The organism is Armatimonadota bacterium, assembly GCA_031081585.1.
In the GTDB taxonomy this organism is placed as follows: Bacteria; Sysuimicrobiota; Sysuimicrobiia; order Sysuimicrobiales; family Humicultoraceae; genus Geohabitans; species Geohabitans tengchongensis.
Map to the genome: position 1 here is coordinate 229,268 of JAVHLY010000001.1, position 14,662 is coordinate 243,929.

16 protein-coding genes are annotated in these 14,662 nt (G+C 72.4%); 12 read left to right on the forward strand and 4 right to left on the reverse strand.

Going from position 1 to position 14,662, the window contains the following annotated elements; all coding sequences use genetic code 11:
• The 11 genes from RB146_01020 to RB146_01070 all read left to right on the forward strand — a co-directional run.
• Positions 1 to 646: hypothetical protein (locus RB146_01020; protein ID MDQ7827563.1), on the forward strand; the 646-nt coding region annotated here is incomplete at its 5' end.
• 46 nt (positions 647 to 692) lie between these two features.
• Positions 693 to 1,292: a lysophospholipid acyltransferase family protein gene (locus RB146_01025; protein MDQ7827564.1), complete on the forward strand. Its 600-nt coding sequence runs from the start codon at positions 693 to 695 to the stop codon at positions 1,290 to 1,292.
• Between the two features lie 328 nt (positions 1,293 to 1,620).
• Complete coding sequence (locus tag RB146_01030; GenBank protein ID MDQ7827565.1) at positions 1,621 to 2,460, forward strand: sulfurtransferase; 840 nt, start codon at positions 1,621 to 1,623, stop codon at positions 2,458 to 2,460.
• Between the two features lie 8 nt (positions 2,461 to 2,468).
• Entirely contained in the window at positions 2,469 to 2,927 is a 459-nt protein-coding gene (locus RB146_01035; protein MDQ7827566.1) for a DUF4395 family protein, read from the forward strand.
• Entirely contained in the window at positions 2,924 to 3,370 is a 447-nt protein-coding gene (locus RB146_01040) for a thioredoxin family protein (protein MDQ7827567.1), read from the forward strand. Before RB146_01035 ends, RB146_01040 begins: the two co-directional genes overlap by 4 nt.
• A 137-nt stretch (positions 3,371 to 3,507) precedes the next feature.
• Positions 3,508 to 4,122: a hypothetical protein gene (locus RB146_01045; protein MDQ7827568.1), complete on the forward strand. Its 615-nt coding sequence runs from the start codon at positions 3,508 to 3,510 to the stop codon at positions 4,120 to 4,122.
• A gap of 93 nt (positions 4,123 to 4,215) precedes the next feature.
• Positions 4,216 to 4,965 carry a hypothetical protein gene (locus RB146_01050; protein ID MDQ7827569.1) on the forward strand — a complete coding sequence of 250 codons (750 nt, stop codon included), beginning with the start codon at positions 4,216 to 4,218 and terminating at the stop codon, positions 4,963 to 4,965.
• Positions 4,966 to 5,255: 290 nt separating this feature from the next.
• A complete protein-coding gene (proS, locus tag RB146_01055) occupies positions 5,256 to 6,689 on the forward strand; it encodes a proline--tRNA ligase (protein ID MDQ7827570.1) in 1,434 nt (477 codons plus the stop codon).
• Between the two features lie 606 nt (positions 6,690 to 7,295).
• Positions 7,296 to 8,327 carry a hypothetical protein gene (locus RB146_01060; protein ID MDQ7827571.1) on the forward strand — a complete coding sequence of 344 codons (1,032 nt, stop codon included), beginning with the start codon at positions 7,296 to 7,298 and terminating at the stop codon, positions 8,325 to 8,327.
• A gap of 101 nt (positions 8,328 to 8,428) precedes the next feature.
• Positions 8,429 to 10,315 (forward strand): glycoside hydrolase family 15 protein, encoded by a 1,887-nt coding sequence (locus RB146_01065; GenBank protein MDQ7827572.1) that lies wholly within the window; start codon positions 8,429 to 8,431, stop codon positions 10,313 to 10,315.
• A 74-nt stretch (positions 10,316 to 10,389) separates the two neighbouring features.
• Complete coding sequence (locus RB146_01070) at positions 10,390 to 11,061, forward strand: NAD(P)H-hydrate epimerase (GenBank protein ID MDQ7827573.1); 672 nt, start codon at positions 10,390 to 10,392, stop codon at positions 11,059 to 11,061.
• 40 nt (positions 11,062 to 11,101) lie between these two features.
• Here the strand turns inward: RB146_01070 and RB146_01075 are convergent, their stop codons facing one another.
• From RB146_01075 to RB146_01090, 4 genes are all read right to left on the reverse strand, one after another.
• Positions 11,102 to 11,530, reverse strand: coding sequence for a hypothetical protein (locus RB146_01075; protein MDQ7827574.1), 429 nt, complete (start codon positions 11,528 to 11,530; stop codon positions 11,102 to 11,104).
• 40 nt (positions 11,531 to 11,570) lie between these two features.
• Complete coding sequence (locus tag RB146_01080; GenBank protein ID MDQ7827575.1) at positions 11,571 to 12,704, reverse strand: DUF3179 domain-containing protein; 1,134 nt, start codon at positions 12,702 to 12,704, stop codon at positions 11,571 to 11,573.
• A gap of 94 nt (positions 12,705 to 12,798) precedes the next feature.
• Positions 12,799 to 13,476, reverse strand: a complete 678-nt coding sequence (locus RB146_01085; GenBank protein ID MDQ7827576.1) for a haloacid dehalogenase type II — start codon at positions 13,474 to 13,476, stop codon at positions 12,799 to 12,801.
• 43 nt (positions 13,477 to 13,519) lie between these two features.
• On the reverse strand, positions 13,520 to 13,642 hold the full coding sequence (locus RB146_01090; protein ID MDQ7827577.1) for a DUF1059 domain-containing protein: 123 nt from the start codon (positions 13,640 to 13,642) through the stop codon (positions 13,520 to 13,522).
• A 337-nt stretch (positions 13,643 to 13,979) separates the two neighbouring features.
• Here RB146_01090 and RB146_01095 point away from each other — a divergent pair, with 337 nt between their 5' ends.
• Complete coding sequence (locus tag RB146_01095) at positions 13,980 to 14,531, forward strand: TlpA disulfide reductase family protein (GenBank protein MDQ7827578.1); 552 nt, start codon at positions 13,980 to 13,982, stop codon at positions 14,529 to 14,531.
• Positions 14,532 to 14,662 lie beyond the last annotated feature (131 nt).

The window sequence follows — 14,662 nt, forward strand, 5'->3', positions numbered from 1 at the left end:
GCGGGAGGCGGCGGAGGCGGCGGGGGAGCCCCTCCCGAAGCTGGAGCGCTCCTTCTGGAGCGTGGTGCTGGCGGTCGAGCTGGCCGACCTGGCCTTCAGCCTGGACAACGTCGTCGCCGCCGTGGCCCTCTCCCGCGACTTCTGGGTGGTCATGACCGGGGTGGCGCTCGGGATCGTCACGATGCGCTTCGCCGCCGGCGTGTTCGTCCGCCTCATCGAGCGGTTCCCGGTGCTCGAAGCCGCCGCCTACCTGCTGGTGCTCACCATCGGCCTGGGCCTCCTGGTGGAGGACCTCCTCCACGTCCGGCCGAACGAGGTCCAGCGCCTGCTGATCTCCCTGAGCATCGTCGTGGGGGCGGTCGTCTACGAGCGAACGCCGGCCCTGCAGGCCCTGGGGCGTCGCCTGCGCTGGCTCCGGCGGGGGATCGGCGTCGTCGGCCTGCTCTTCATCTCCATCCTCAAGCCGCTCGCCTGGATCCTGCGCGGCATTCCCGTGCTGGCCCGGGCCCTGGTCCTGGTGGTGGCGGAGCGGCCCCGTCACGAGGCGCTGCGGGAGGCTGAGGCCGCGCCCCGTCGGCCGGGGAGCGGTCGCCCGGCACTGGGGTCCAGGAACCCGGAGGAGAGGACGACCGGTCGGTCTGACTGATCTCCCCAGGCCCGAGACATGGCCCTACCGGCTGGCCTACCGTGTGGTGCGCGCGGTGCTGGGGTGCTACCTGCGCCTGGCCGTGGAGGGGACGGCGCACGTACCGGCCGGGGCGGCCCTCCTGGTGGCCAACCACCCCAGCGCCCTCGACCCCGTCCTCATCGCCGCCGCCCTCCCGCGGCGTGCCGTCTTCATGGGGGCGGCCGAGTTCCTCACCTGGCCAGTGGTGGGGTGGGTGATGCGGGCGTACGGCGTCGTCCCGGTGCGCCGGGGCCGGGTGGACGCGGCGGCCGTCCGCGAGGCGGTGCGGGTCCTGCGGGCGGGCGGCCTCCTCGTCATCTTCCCGGAGGGGCGGGTGGCGCCCTCCGGAGGGGCGCTCAGGCCCGGCGCAGGACTTCTGGCCGCCGCCGCACACGTCCCCGTCGTCCCCGTAGCCGTCGTGGGCTCGTCGCGCGCCCTGCCGCTCGGCCGCTACCTTCCCCGCCCCGTCCCCGTGCGGGTGTGCATCGGTCCGCCGCTCCCACCGCCCCCGGACCGGGAGGCGGGGGAGCGCACGGTGGAAGAGGCGATGGCCTGGATCCGGCGCACCGCGGCCTCGCGACCGGCGGAGGCCTCGCCGGCGCAGCCCCCGGCGGGTTCCGCCTAGCCGCGCCCCTGGGCGCCGGCTTCTTGACACCCGGCCCTTGACGGCCGGGACGAGGGTGCTACCCTGAACCTAATCGTGATGGTCATCGGGTTTGCGTACAGGCCGTTCACTCCGCGACAGTGCATCTGTCCCGGGCGGAGGCCGCGTGCCTTCGCCCGTCCCCGGCCGGCCTGATCCGCCGGCGCTGACACTCCCCCGAAGGCACCGCGGTCTCCGCCGTCGCTGACCGTCGCCCGCACGACAGGGCGGGCGGGCACGCCGTGCGGTTCTACCGCCTCCGCTGCGGTGGAACGGACGGACTCCGGATGTGAGGAGCGAGGTGGAGACGATGGCATACGCACACCCTGAGGTTCTGGTCGAGCCGGAGTGGCTGCAGGCGCACCTGGACGACCCCACGGTGCGCATCGTGGAGTCGAGCGAGAACACCGCGCTCTACGCGGAGGGGCACATCCCCAACGCCCTCCTGCTGCACTGGCGGGAGGACCTGCAGGACCCGGTGGTGCGCGACTGGGTGAGTCGGGAGCGCTTCGCCCAGCTCCTGGGGGAGCGCGGCATCAGCGACGCGCACACCGTGGTCCTCTACGGCGACCGGCACAACTGGTTCGCCGCCTACGCCTTCTGGCTCTTCAAGTACTACGGGCACCGGGACGCGCGGCTGCTCAACGGGGGGCGGGACCGCTGGGTGCGCGAGGAGCGCCCGCTCACGACGGACGTCCCCCGCTTCCCGCCGGCCACCTACCGCGCGGGGGATCCCGACCGGCAGATCCGCGCCTTTCGGGACGACCTCCTGCGGCGGCTCGGCGACCGGTCGCTGGCCCTGGTGGACGTCCGCTCCCCCGAGGAGTACCGCGGCGAGCTGCTGGCGCCCCCGGCCTATCCCCAGGAGGGGGCTCAGCGCGGCGGGCACATCCCCGGGGCCGTGAACATCCCCTGGGTGCAGAACCTGCGGGAGGACGGGACGTTCAAATCCCCCGAGGAGCTGCGGCGCCTCTACGAGAGCGCCGGGATCACCCCCGACCGCGAGGTGGTGGCCTACTGCCGCATCGGGGAGCGCTCCTCCCTCACCTGGTTCACGCTGGGCTACCTGCTCGGCTACCCCTCGGTGCGCAACTACGACGGGTCCTGGACCGAGTGGGGCAGCCTGGTGGCCAGCCCCATCGAGCGGTGAGGGCACCCATGGGATCGCCGCGCGCGCCCCACCCCACGACGGTCGACCACAACGCCATCAAGTTCGGCCAGGTGGTCATCGTCCTCACGGTGGCCGTGGCCTGGCTGGCCGCCCTGCCGGTCCTGGTGGCCGTCCTGGCGGCCGTCCTCCTGCTGAACGTGGCGCTGGGAGAGTCCGGGCCGCTCCGGCTCCTCTACCGTCACGTCGTCCTGCCGCTGCGGGTCGTCCGGCCCCACCCGGTGCCGGACGACCCCGCGCCGCACCGCTTCGCCCAGGGGGTGGGCGGCGGGGTCCTGGCAGTCGCCGCCGCCGCCTTTGCCGCCGGCGCGTCCGCGGTGGGCTGGCTCCTGGCGGCCCTGGTGGCGGTACTGGCGGCGGTGAACGTCCTCTGGAACTTCTGCGCGGGGTGCTTCCTCTACGCGCAGCTCCGGCGGGCCGGCCTCATCCGCCGCCGCGAAGCCGCATGACCCGCCTGCTGGTCCTCCTCGCCATCCTCGCCGCGCTGGGGCTCGTCGCGCTCTGGCTGTGGCGCCGCCCGCAGGCGCTCACGCGGCGTCTGGCGCACACGGGGGCGCTCGACGGGCTGGTCCCGCCGGGCCGCCCGGCCATCCTGGCCTTTGCCTCCACGGACTGCGCCGTCTGCCGCAGCGCCCAGCGCCCCGCCCTCGACGAGGTTGCCGCGGCCCTGGGAGAGGCGGTGACGGTGCGCGAGGTGGACATCGTCCAGGAGCCGGCCCTGGCCCGGGCATTCACCGTCTTCACCGTGCCGAGCACCGTGGTGCTGGACGGCGAGGGGCGGGTCGTGGCCTTCAACGCTGGCTACGCCCCGCCCGATCGGCTCCGCCGGCAGGTCCTCCAGGCGGGCAGGAGCCCCTCCCCGCGGGGCGAACAGAGCGTAGGGCTCACCTGACCACCAAGAAGACGAGTCGCTGTGCGGGGAGGCCCAGGGCCGCTCGGTCCTGCACCATTGCCGGCGGGCACCGCCGACCGAGCGAGACCGCCGGACCGCCGGGCGTCGGCGACCGGTGGGACCGCTGTGGGGGAGGGATGGGGTTCATGCGCGTGCTGGCTGCGCTCATCGGTGTCCTGCTGTGCGCCACGGCGGCCGTCGGCCAGACGGTCAGGGGCGATGTGCGGGCCTGGCAGGAGATCTCGGCCGCCTGGGAGCGACTGAGCCGCCTGAAGACCTACCGGATGCGCGTCACCTCGTCGGGGCAGCCCGCGCCGTCGGTGGTGGAGCGGGTGAACCCCGACCGCTCCCGGATGGTGATGAAGCAGGGGGAGATCACCATCGAGTCGATCACCGTGGGGAAGGAGACCCGGTTCCGCATGGCGGGGCCCGGCATGCTCGGGACCTGGCAGTGCCAGGGAGCCCTGCCCAAAGGGGCTGCCCCGGCGCAACCGCCACAGCCGGGGAAGGCCGAGGGGGAGATCACGGTGCGCCGGCTGGGCCCGAGGACCGTCGCGGGCGTGTCCACCCAGGCCTACGAGTACGCGACCTCCGGCAAGGGCGGGACGACGACGCAACGGCTCTACGTCGGACGGGACGGGTTGCCGCGGCGTCTGGAGCTCCTCGGCGGGAAGGGCGGCCAACCCGTCACGACCGTCGACTACTACGACTTCAACGCGCCCATCACCATCCCGCTGCCGGCCTGCAGCTGATCCGCCGCCGTCATCCTGCGGATCCCCCGTGATCGGGCCAGGCGCTTAGCCTTTCGCTAAGCATGCCCGCCTAGGGTTGTCCAAGGAGGGGGGGTGAGGGCCGTGCGCCTGGTCGCCGCGGTGGTGCTGGTGGTCCTGGCGGTCACGCCCGCGCCAGCCCAGCGGGTGAGCGGGGACGCGGGGGCCTGGGAGGAGGTCAAGGCGGCTTTCGACCGCCTCCAGGCCCTCCGGACCTACAGGATGATCATGTCGCTCGGTCCCGAGATGAGCGCCCAACGGCAGATGACGATCCTTACGGAGGTGGTGAACCCCGACCGGCGGCGGACGGTCATGGAGTTCCCGGAGGGCATGGCCGAGTCGATCATCGTCGGGCGCCAGCTGGCCTCCCGGTTCGTGAGCAAGACCAGTCAGCCGGCGGTGCCGCAGCCCTCGCTCGGGCTCGGGGGGCTGCTCAGCGCCTTCCTGGACCCGGTCGGTTTCCTCACCGGGTTCTTCTTGCAGGCGGCCATGAACGCCATGATGCAGGCGGTCACGCAGCGCCTCATGGGGTGGCGGTGCCAGACCCTGGACGAGGGCGGCGGGAGCAGCGGTGGCCAGGGAGCCAGCGAGCCCGAGGTCGAGGTGCGGCGGCTCTCCGACGCGACAGTCGGCGGCGCCCCGGCGCGGGTCTACCAGATCGTGTGGCGGATGTCGGGACAGCGCGCCCATGAGGAGCGCCTCTCCGTCACCGCGGACGGGATGCCGCGCCGGTCGGAGGCGTTCGACCAGGGCAAGCCGTTCATGATCACGGACTACCAGGACTTCAACGCGCCCATCACCATCGAGCTGCCGCGCTGCACCTGACCGGGACGACCGCCTGGCGTCTTGACCCGGCCCGAGGCCGCGGGTAGCGTAAGGCCAGGGCGATGAGGAGGGCGCGTAGGCGCCGCGCCGCCGAGAGCGAGCCGGGGCGGGTGTGAGCCCGGTGGACGGTCGCGCCGAACCCAGCCTCCGAGTCCGCGGCAGCCCGCCGTGACCGGGCACAAAGCGCCGGCGCCGTCGGGCGCCGGAAGCAGGGTGGTACCGCGGGCACGCCCCGTCCCTTCGGACGGGGCGTCGATGTTTCTCAGGGGCCCGCCAGGGAGGGCCGGACGATGACGGTGAGACAGGCCGTGCAGATCCCGAGCCGCGAGCAGGACTTCTCGGAGTGGTACACCGCCGTCTGCCTGCGCGCCGAGCTGGCCGACTACGCGCCGGTGCGCGGCATGATGGTCATCCGCCCCTACGGCTACGCGCTCTGGGAGGGGATGCAGCGCTGGCTGGACGCCCGCTTCAAGGCCACCGGGCACGTCACCGCCGCGTTCCCGGTGCTCATCCCGGAGAGCCTGCTCCGCCGCGAGGCGGAGCACGTGCAGGGGTTCGCCCCCCAGGTGGCCTGGGTGACCCATGGGGGCGACGAGGAGCTGGAGGAGCGCCTGGCGGTGCGCCCCACCTCCGAGGCCATCATCATGCCGATGTACGCCCGGTGGGTGCAGTCGTACCGTGACCTGCCCATCCTCATCGTGCTGTGGAACAGTGTCGTCCGCTGGGAGAAGGCCACCCGGCTCTTCCTGCGTACGCGGGAGTTCTACTGGCACGAGGGGCACACCGCCCACCGCACCGAGGAGGAGGCGGAGCGCGAGGCCCTGCTCATCCTGGACATCTACCGGGAGTTCGTCGAGCAGGTCCTGGCCATCCCCGTGCTGGTGGGGCGCAAGCCGCCCAGCGAGCGCTTCGCCGGCGCCCAGCGCACCTACACCCTGGAGGCCCTGATGCCAGACGCGCAGGCGATCCAGGCCGGCACCTCCCACTACTTTGGCCAGAACTTCGGCCGGGCCTTCGACATCCGCTTCCTCGACGCGGACAACCAGGAGAAGTACGTCTCCACGACCTCGTGGGCGATCTCCTCCCGCATCATCGGCGCGCTGGTCATGGCCCACGGCGACGACCGGGGCCTGCAGCTCCCGCCGGCCATTGCCCCCTACCAGGTGGTCATCGTGCCCATCCCGGGCAAGGACGGTGAGATGGTGCGCCAGCGCGCCGCCGAGCTGGCCGCCCGTCTGGAGCAGCGCTTCCGCGTCACCCTGGACGACCGCGAACAGTACACCCCGGGGTGGAAGTTTCACGAGTGGGAGCTGCGCGGCGTGCCGGTGCGCCTGGAGCTGGGCCCGCGCGACCTGCCGCGCGGGCAGGTCGTGCTGGTCCCGCGCACCGGGGGCGAGAAGGAGACGGTGGCCCTGGAGCGTCTGGAGGACGCCCTCACCCACATGCTCGACACCGTGCAGCAGAGCCTCTTCGAGCGCGGGCAGGCCTACCTGCGGGCCCACATCGTCGAGGCGCGCACCGTCGACGAGGTGGCTGCGCACATCCAGGCCCAGCGGGGGTTCGTGCGCGTGAGGTGGTGCGAGGCCCAGGCCTGCGAGGACCGGCTGCGGGAGGCCACCGGGGCATCGCCGCGGGTGATCCCGCTCGACGACGTCCCGGAGGGCGCCTGCATCGTCTGCGGCCAACCCGCCCGCGCCACGGTCTACTGGGCCCGGGCCTATTGAGGTCGCCCCGCCGCGGACGCGGCGGGGCGGGTGAGGCCGCATCGGCAGGCGGCTCCGGCGCCTCCTCGAGCCCGCTCCTTCGGTTTGGCCGAGGTGCCCGTCCTATTTGGTCTACCCTGGAAGCCCGAGCAGCTCCGCCAGGCGCTTGCGGTTAAAGCCTACCACGACCTCGCCGTCGACCAGGATGGCCGGCGTGGAGTAGACGTTCAGGCGGTCCAGCTCGTCATAGTATGCCTCGTTCTGCGTGACGTCGCGCTCCTCGAAGGGGATCCCGTGCTGGCGAAGGAACTCCTTCGCCCGGCCGCAGAAGGTTCACCCGGGCTGCGTGTAGACGATCACCGTCTTCGCCACAGGCCACCTCCCCGTGCTGATTGGCCCGGCCGCCCCGCCTCCGCCCGGCCGCCTCCCCTCAGAGTGTAAGGTCCCTGACAGCGCCTCCGGGTCTCCTTTAGTAGTATGTGACCTCGTCCACCCTGGCTGTGAGGTTGCTCACAGCGCGCCAGGGCTGTCGGAGTTCCCCATCCGGGAGGGAGGTCCAGGATGTCGCGTTCAGCCTCTCCATTCCTCTGGCGGCGGCGTGACCTGCTCCGCTTGGCCGGCCTGGCCATGTCACTGCCGGCACTGGAAGGGCTCGGCGTGCTGGTGCCGCGGCCCGTGGCGGCGGGCGCCCCGGCGGCGCGCAGGCTCGTCCGTGACGTCCTTCGCTTCTCCACCGCGCCACAGGGCTGGACGGGCCACTTCGGCTTCGTGACGTTCCGCCTCCATCCCGTCTTCATCGACGGCGAACGCGCCTACCACATCCGGACGGACACCTCCGACCCCGCCCTGGCCCGTCGCGTGGGCCTAGTGCACGCCCCCAAGCTGCGCCAGGCCATCGTCGCGAAGCTGGCCGCCAGCTACTACCAGGTCGTCGGGGGCGTCGCCGGCCAGCGTCCGGTGGTCAGCACAGTCCCCGGGCGGGACGAGTACACCCCGATCTTCCACCTGCACCGGGTCACCTTCCGGCGCTCCCCCCGCCTCCTCACTTCGGCGGCGGCGGTGCAGGAAGCGGCTGCGGAAGGCCGGGTGCGCATCGTGCCCACAGGGATCGCCCTGAACCTGCCCTTCGTCCGCTGGCCCGGCGGCGAGCTGCCCCACGACCGTGTGCGGGCCGCCTACCTGGGGGAGGGCCAGCTCCTGAAGCCGCCGGACATCGACCGGCGCGAGGTCACCTTCAAGCTCCAGCAGTGCTTCCCCGGCGAGTGGTACATCGTCACCGACACCTCCGCCGCCCCGATGGCGCCGATGATGCGCATTGCCGCCTCCCCGAGGACGCAGGGGTTGACCGCCGCGCGCGCCACCGCCAAGATCCTCGTGTTCGGCAACGGCATTCCGGGCCCCGGCCCCATGGGGTTCCAGCCCTCCATCGTGGACAGCCTGCCGGGCAATCCCGTCTGGAGCCCGCTCTGGGACCACTTCACCTTCACCTGGGTGGAGGGTCACCGCCCCCGCGTCGTCCGCAATCAGCTGGAGCTCCTGAGGTTGGAGGAGGCGGGCGCCCTCAAGCGCTGGCCGGGGACGCCCGACACGCAGGGGCGGGTGTTCGTGGTGAACTGCCCCATCCCGGTCTCTGCGCCGGTGCGCTGGCGCCCGGCGTAGCCCACAGGCCTCGCGGACCCGGCTCCCCCACGCGGCGCGCCGACCCACCGTGTCGCTGCGGCCGGGCGGGAGGAGTGCTCCCGGTTGAGCCAGAGGGTATCGTGGAGATCGTGGCGGAGCCTTCACCCTACCCGCCCATTGGGGCGTACGGCCTCATCAGCGATGCCCACTCGGCCGCCCTGGTCTCCCGGGACGGGTCCGTGGACTGGTGCTGCTTCCACCGCTTCGACGCCCGCCCGGCCTTCGCGCGGATCCTCGACTGGCGTAAGGGCGGCTACTGCCGGATCGCGCCGACCGCGCCGTACCGGACGAGCCGCCGCTACCTCCCCGGGACCAACGTGCTGGAGACCACCTTCGAGACGGCGGCGGGCCGAGTGCGCCTCATCGACTGCCTGCCCGTGCACCCGGCCGGGCGGGGCGGGCGCGCCCACCCCTACCATCAGCTCCTCCGCCTCGTCCGCGGCGAGGCCGGCGCCGTCGAGGTCGAGGTGCAGCTCTCTCCGCGGTTCGACTTCGGCCGCACCGTTCCGCGCGTGGAGCTCCGGGCCGAGGACGCCGGGGTGGCCTACGGCGGCGCCGACGCCCTGGCCTTCCAGTCCACCATCCCCCTCACGCGGATGGGGCCCGGCGACGCCTCGGGGCGGGCGACGCTGCACGCCGGGGAGGAGGCGGTCTGTGCCATCACCTACATGCTGCCCCACGACCTGCACCTGGTGCGCTGCAGCCGCGAGGAGATCCACAGGCGGCTCGAGCAGACGGTGGCCTTCTGGACCCGCTGGGCGGCGGCGTGCACTTACGACGGGCCCTACCGGGAAGCGGTGCTGCGCAGCGCCCTCGTGCTGAAGGCCCTGACCAACGCGCCGACCGGCGCCATCGTGGCCGCGCCCACCACCTCGCTCCCGGAGCAGATCGGCGGGACCCGCAACTGGGACTACCGGTACACCTGGCTGCGCGACGCCGCCCTGACCCTCTACGCGCTCTTCACCCTGGGCTACACCGAGGAGGCGCACGCCTTCATGAGGTGGCTCGTGCGCACGACGGCGGGGCGGGCGGAGGACCTGCAGATCATGTACGGTGTCGGGGGCGAGCGGCTGATCCCCGAGGTCGAGCTGACCGGGCTGGAGGGGTACCGCGGCTCGCGGCCCGTGCGCATCGGCAACGCCGCCGCCGACCAGTTCCAGCTCGACGTCTACGGCTACCTGGCGGACACGGCCTGGCTCTACCACCGGCACGGGGGCGAGATCGACCCGGTCTTCTGGGAGTTCCTCCAGGGCGTGGTCGACGTCGTCGAGCGGCTGTGGCTGCAGCCCGACCGTGGCATCTGGGAGATCCGCGGCGCTCCCCGCCACTTCGTCTCCTCCAAGGTCATGGCCTGGGTGGCGGTCGACCGGGCCATCCGCCTGGCCCGGGCGCTGGGCCTGCCGGCGCCGCTTGGCCGGTGGCGCGCACTGCAGCGCCGCATCCGGACCTGGATCGAGACCGAGGGCGTGGACCGGCGCACCGGCGCCTTCGCCCAGTCGGCCGGGAGCCCGGAGGTCGACGCCTCGCTGCTGCTGATTCCGCTGGTGCGCTTCCTGCCGGCGCACGACCCGCGGGTCGCGGCCACCGTGGAGCGGGTCCGGGCCGAGCTCACCCACGACGGGTTCGTCTACCGGTACCGGAACACCGAGCACGACGGCGTGGGCGGGCCGGAGGGCACCTTCGTCATCTGCACCTTCTGGCTGGTGGACGCCCTGGCCATGCTGGGACGCCTGGAGGAGGCGCGGGCGCTCTTCGAGCGCCTGCTCGGCTACACCAACGACTTGGGCCTCCTGGCGGAGGAGCTCGACCCGCACACGGGGGAGGCGCTCGGCAACTTTCCCCAGGCCTTCAGCCACGTGGGGCTGATCGGCGCGGCCATGAATCTGTTGAAGGCCGCTCGGGTCCCCGCCTGTGGGCCGGCGCCGGTCGCACCGCTCACCGCCCACGAGGAAGCGGCCGACGTCTGAGGCCGCAGAGGGGGTCGGCGATGGTGTTCCAGCGTGAGGACGGCCTGCCGGTGCCCGCTGTGACCGCGGAGGAGATGCGCCGAGTGGACACCCTGGCGGTCGAGACCTTCGGCCTGGGGATCCTGCAGATGATGGAGCACGCCGGCCGGGCCCTGGCCGAGCATGCGCTCCTGCTCCAGGCTGGACGCGACGGTCCGGTCGTCGTCCTGGCCGGCCCCGGCGGCAACGGCGGGGGCGGCCTGTGCTGTGCACGTCACCTCCACAACCGGGGCGTGCCGACCGCCGTCGCGCTCGACCGCCCGGTCGAGGCGCTCCGCGGTCCGGCGGCCACTCAGATGCACGCTCTTCGGGCTGCCGGCCTCCAGCCGCTGGATGACGCCGATGTCCCCCACGCGCTGGCTGCAGCCGGGGTGGTAGTCGACGCGCTGGTCGGCTACGGTCTGGTCGGACCTCCTCGAGGACGGGTCGCCGAACTCATCGCGCTGGCTGGCGCGGTCCGTGCGCCCATCCTGGCGCTGGATGTTCCATCGGGAGTCGATGCGACCACCGGGGAAGCGCCCGGGCCCGCCATCCGGCCAACCCGCACCGTCACGCTGGCCCTGCCCAAGACGGGACTGGCGTCCGTCCGTGGGGACCTGTTCCTGGCGGATATCGGCATCCCCCCTGCCCTCTACCGGAGCGTGGGGTTGGAGGTCGGGCCGATCTTCGGGGAACGGTGGTGGGTCCCGCTGCGGCGCGTAGGCTGAGCACCGGTGCCAGCTTCGCTGACGACTGCCCGGCGGTCGGCTACCCCGCGATCGCCCGGTAGACGAGAGCCACGACCAGGCCGAAGACCAGGTGCCCCATGATCACGCCGGCCGTGGCCTTGCCATTCAATGCCATCTCGGGACGACGCGGGTGCATCCGCATGACCACGGGCATGAGTCCTCGCACGACCACGGCATGAACGAAGCCGAAGATGAGTCCCCACAGCCAGGTCGGCGCTCCCAGGCCGACTGCCCACAGCGCGGCGTAGACGATGGCGAAGATAGCCCCCAGGACGAAGTGCATCACCATCCCCAGGACGACCGCAGCCGCCCCGGGCGGGGCGACCATGGTGCCGAGCATGCCCACCATGTCCATCCGCGGCATGCCCATCATCGGCCCCATGTAGAGGAGAGGCGTGATCGCCGCGGTCCCCACCAATCCTGCAATGATGGCTGCGCCCAGGTGCATACATCCTTCCCCCCTGGCGGGGCGAACGGAGTCCAGCGGCCTACGGCGTGTAGATCCGCGTCCTGGGGCGGAAGACCGCCCAGGAGAACCAGAAGTGCTGGGCGCTCACCACGGGGGTCAGCCGCCGCCCTCGCAGCGGGCCGGACGTCGCCACCCCCAGGATGGTCCAGGCGCTCCGGGTCTGGGTGTCCACGACCCGTTCCCCCTCCAGGGCAAACTGCAGCGTACGGCCGTCCAGCACCCGCTCGAAGACCGCGGCGGTCCCCACGTCTCGGGAGTCAGCGATGCTGCTCCGGTCGAGCGCCGAGGCCACCCCACGCTCGAAGATCACCACGATGGGCCGCCTTCCCACTGTGTCGTTGACCACCCGCACCTTTTCCAGCACGCTGAACGGGTACGCGACGTCCTCACCGCCCAGCGAGACCGTGGCCACCCGTTCCATGGGCCGGAGCCGTGCATCCTGCGGGCCCGTGTAGAGGAACGGCGAGCTGTTCATGTCGTCGTAGCCCGTGTAGGGGTTGCGGCCGTAGGGGCGGGCGTGCCCGGTGTCGCGGTTCAGGACCTTGCCCTGGGGCATGTGCCGCCGGAACGTGTCCCACGAGACGATCTGGGCCGGCAGAAAGGTCAGCTGCCGCCCGGTCAGGTCGCCCACGATGGCCTCACCGGTGACCTGCTGCCACCAGGACTCGGTCTGCCGGTCGTACATCACCAGGTCCGAGAAGCGCAGTTTGCCCGTCGTGCCGAAGTCGAGGACCCGGCCCGCCAGGCGCCGGTCGAAGGCGATGGCGGTGTTGCAGAGCGGGCAGAAGGTGATGGCGACCGGCTGGCCGGCGACGGTGTCGTTCACGATCTCGTGCCAGATCAGGATCTGGAGCGGGTAGGCTCGGGCCTCGCTCCTCCACTGGAAGAGGACGACGGGTTCCCGGGCCTTGAGCCACCGGTCCCCTGCGGCCACCGTGTCGAACTTCGGGGCGTCAATGGCCGGGATGCCGTCCTTGGGCGGTCCGCCGGAGATGATCTCCTCCAGCGGGACGCTGTGTTTGGCGAAGTTCGTCTTCCACTCGGCAGTCGAGAAGGGCACAGGCTTCTCGTGTCCGGCCTGCATGAACATCGGGGGCCATAGCGCGAGCGCCAGCACCGCCAGCAGCACGGTCACCACGAGTAGCTGTCGCACGGCGACCCATCCTCCTTCCACGAGACCCGGCGGGGCGAGACCCGGCTGGGACCCACCGCGTCCGGCTTGCACCCGGCGGCCCGCCGCTGGCGCGTCAGCCGTGCCTCTCTCGGCCGATGATGGCGTCGGCCACCTCCTCCAGGTCGCGGCCGACGACCTCCGGGGGTTCGTGGACCGGATCGAGGACCATGCCCGGGCGGGCCACGAAGGCGGCCCGGCAGCCGGCCTGCATCGCCCCCACCACGTCCCACGCGTGCGCCGCCACCAGCCACGTCGCCCCCGCGGCCACGCCGAAGCGCTCGGCGGCCAGGCGGTAGGGTTCGGGCGCCGGCTTCAGCCGTCTGACCTCGTCCGCGGAGACCACGTGTTCGAACAGGTCGGCCAGCCCGGCGTTGGCGACCTGGGCTTCCGCGACGGCCCTGGTGGAATTGGTCAGCGTCCCCAGCCGGAAGCCGGCCGCGCGCAGCCGCTCGAGGCTCGCCCGTATGTCCGGATGGGGCGGGAGCTCCAGGATGGCCCTGAGGATGCGCATGCGGTCATCCTCGGTCAATGGCCGCCCCAGTCGTGCCGCCACCATGTCCAGCGCCCCGCGGGCGATCGTCCCGAAGTCGACGTACCTGCCCACCACGACGGTGACCAGGAAACTCTGGACCAGCTGCTGGAACCACTGGCGTCGGACGGCGGCGTCCCCGAAGACGCGTTCGAAGAGCGGGTCGAGCGCCCGCAGGTCGAGCAAGGTCTCGTTCACGTCGAAGACCACGACGCGGGCCACCCGCCCGCCCCCCTCCCAGGCTCAGCCTGTCCCTCCCTCCCACTCAGTGGGAAGCGGCCTCGGCAGCCTTCAGGACGGCCTCCCGGGTCGTCTCCTGGCCGTGGGCCTGGCGTGTGTGGTCCTGGGCCTTCCGGACCAGCGTCTCTTCGTCGTCCGCGTGCACCACGTATCCGCATCCGCAGCTCCAGTGCATGTGTGGCATGCTCACCCCTCCTGGTATGCCGTTCGGCTCCATCCGGTGACGAGGATCCCTACCGGAGCCTTTCCGCCGGCGGCGGGTCCGCCACGGGCGACCTACTACCCACCTTAAAAGAGAGCTGCCTCCAGGCGATGTAAGGAGGGCCACACCCCGCCGGTATCGGGCTGTCCTAAGCTTGGTGCAGGCGGGGGAACGCTCCGACGTGCCGTTGGGAGGGTGAGGCGGCCGGATGGCCGGATGGACGCACTCGAGGAGCTCCAGGAGCCGGGTCCGCGCCCTGTGGGCTGGGGCGGTCGTCGCCCTGGTGGTCTTGCTCCTGGGGTGGTGGGGCAGCGGCGGGTTCGGCGCCCGACGCCCCCGGCAGCTTCCCCTCACAGCCCCGGCGACCACGCTCCCGTCGGCACCAGACCTCGAGCTGAGCCTCTACCCGGGGCACCGGGTGGTCGGGAGCGAGCGGGTGCGCCTGTCGGCGCTGTGGGCGGATCGGCCGGTGATCGTGAACTTCCTGGCAGGGTTGTGCCCGCCCTGTCGGGCCGAGCTGCCGGCATTCCAGCGGCTGTACGTCTCCCGAGGCGGGGGCCAGCGCTTTCACCTGGTCGGCGTCGACATCGGTCCCTTCATCGGGCTGGGGTCGCAGGAGGACGGCCGGGCGCTGCTGCGCGAGCTCGGTGTCACCTTCCCTGCGGGCACGGTCTCCGACGCGCAGGCGGTGCGCCGCTACCAGATCGTCGGCATGCCCACGACGGTCTTCATCGCGCGGGGCGGGGGGATCTGGCGTCGGCACACCGGCCTGCTGACGGCCGGGCAGATGGAGGAGCTGCTCGCCGGCCTGCTGGAGGTCTCACGGGCCCCCTGAGGCAGGAGGCGCGTCCCGTGGGCCCGCGGCGCGGGAGTGCGGCCTCCCTCCTGGGCGCACTGGTGGCGGTTACCGCCGTTCTGCTGGTGCTGCTGGCCCTCCGAAACACTGCCGAAACCAGGGTGGCGGAC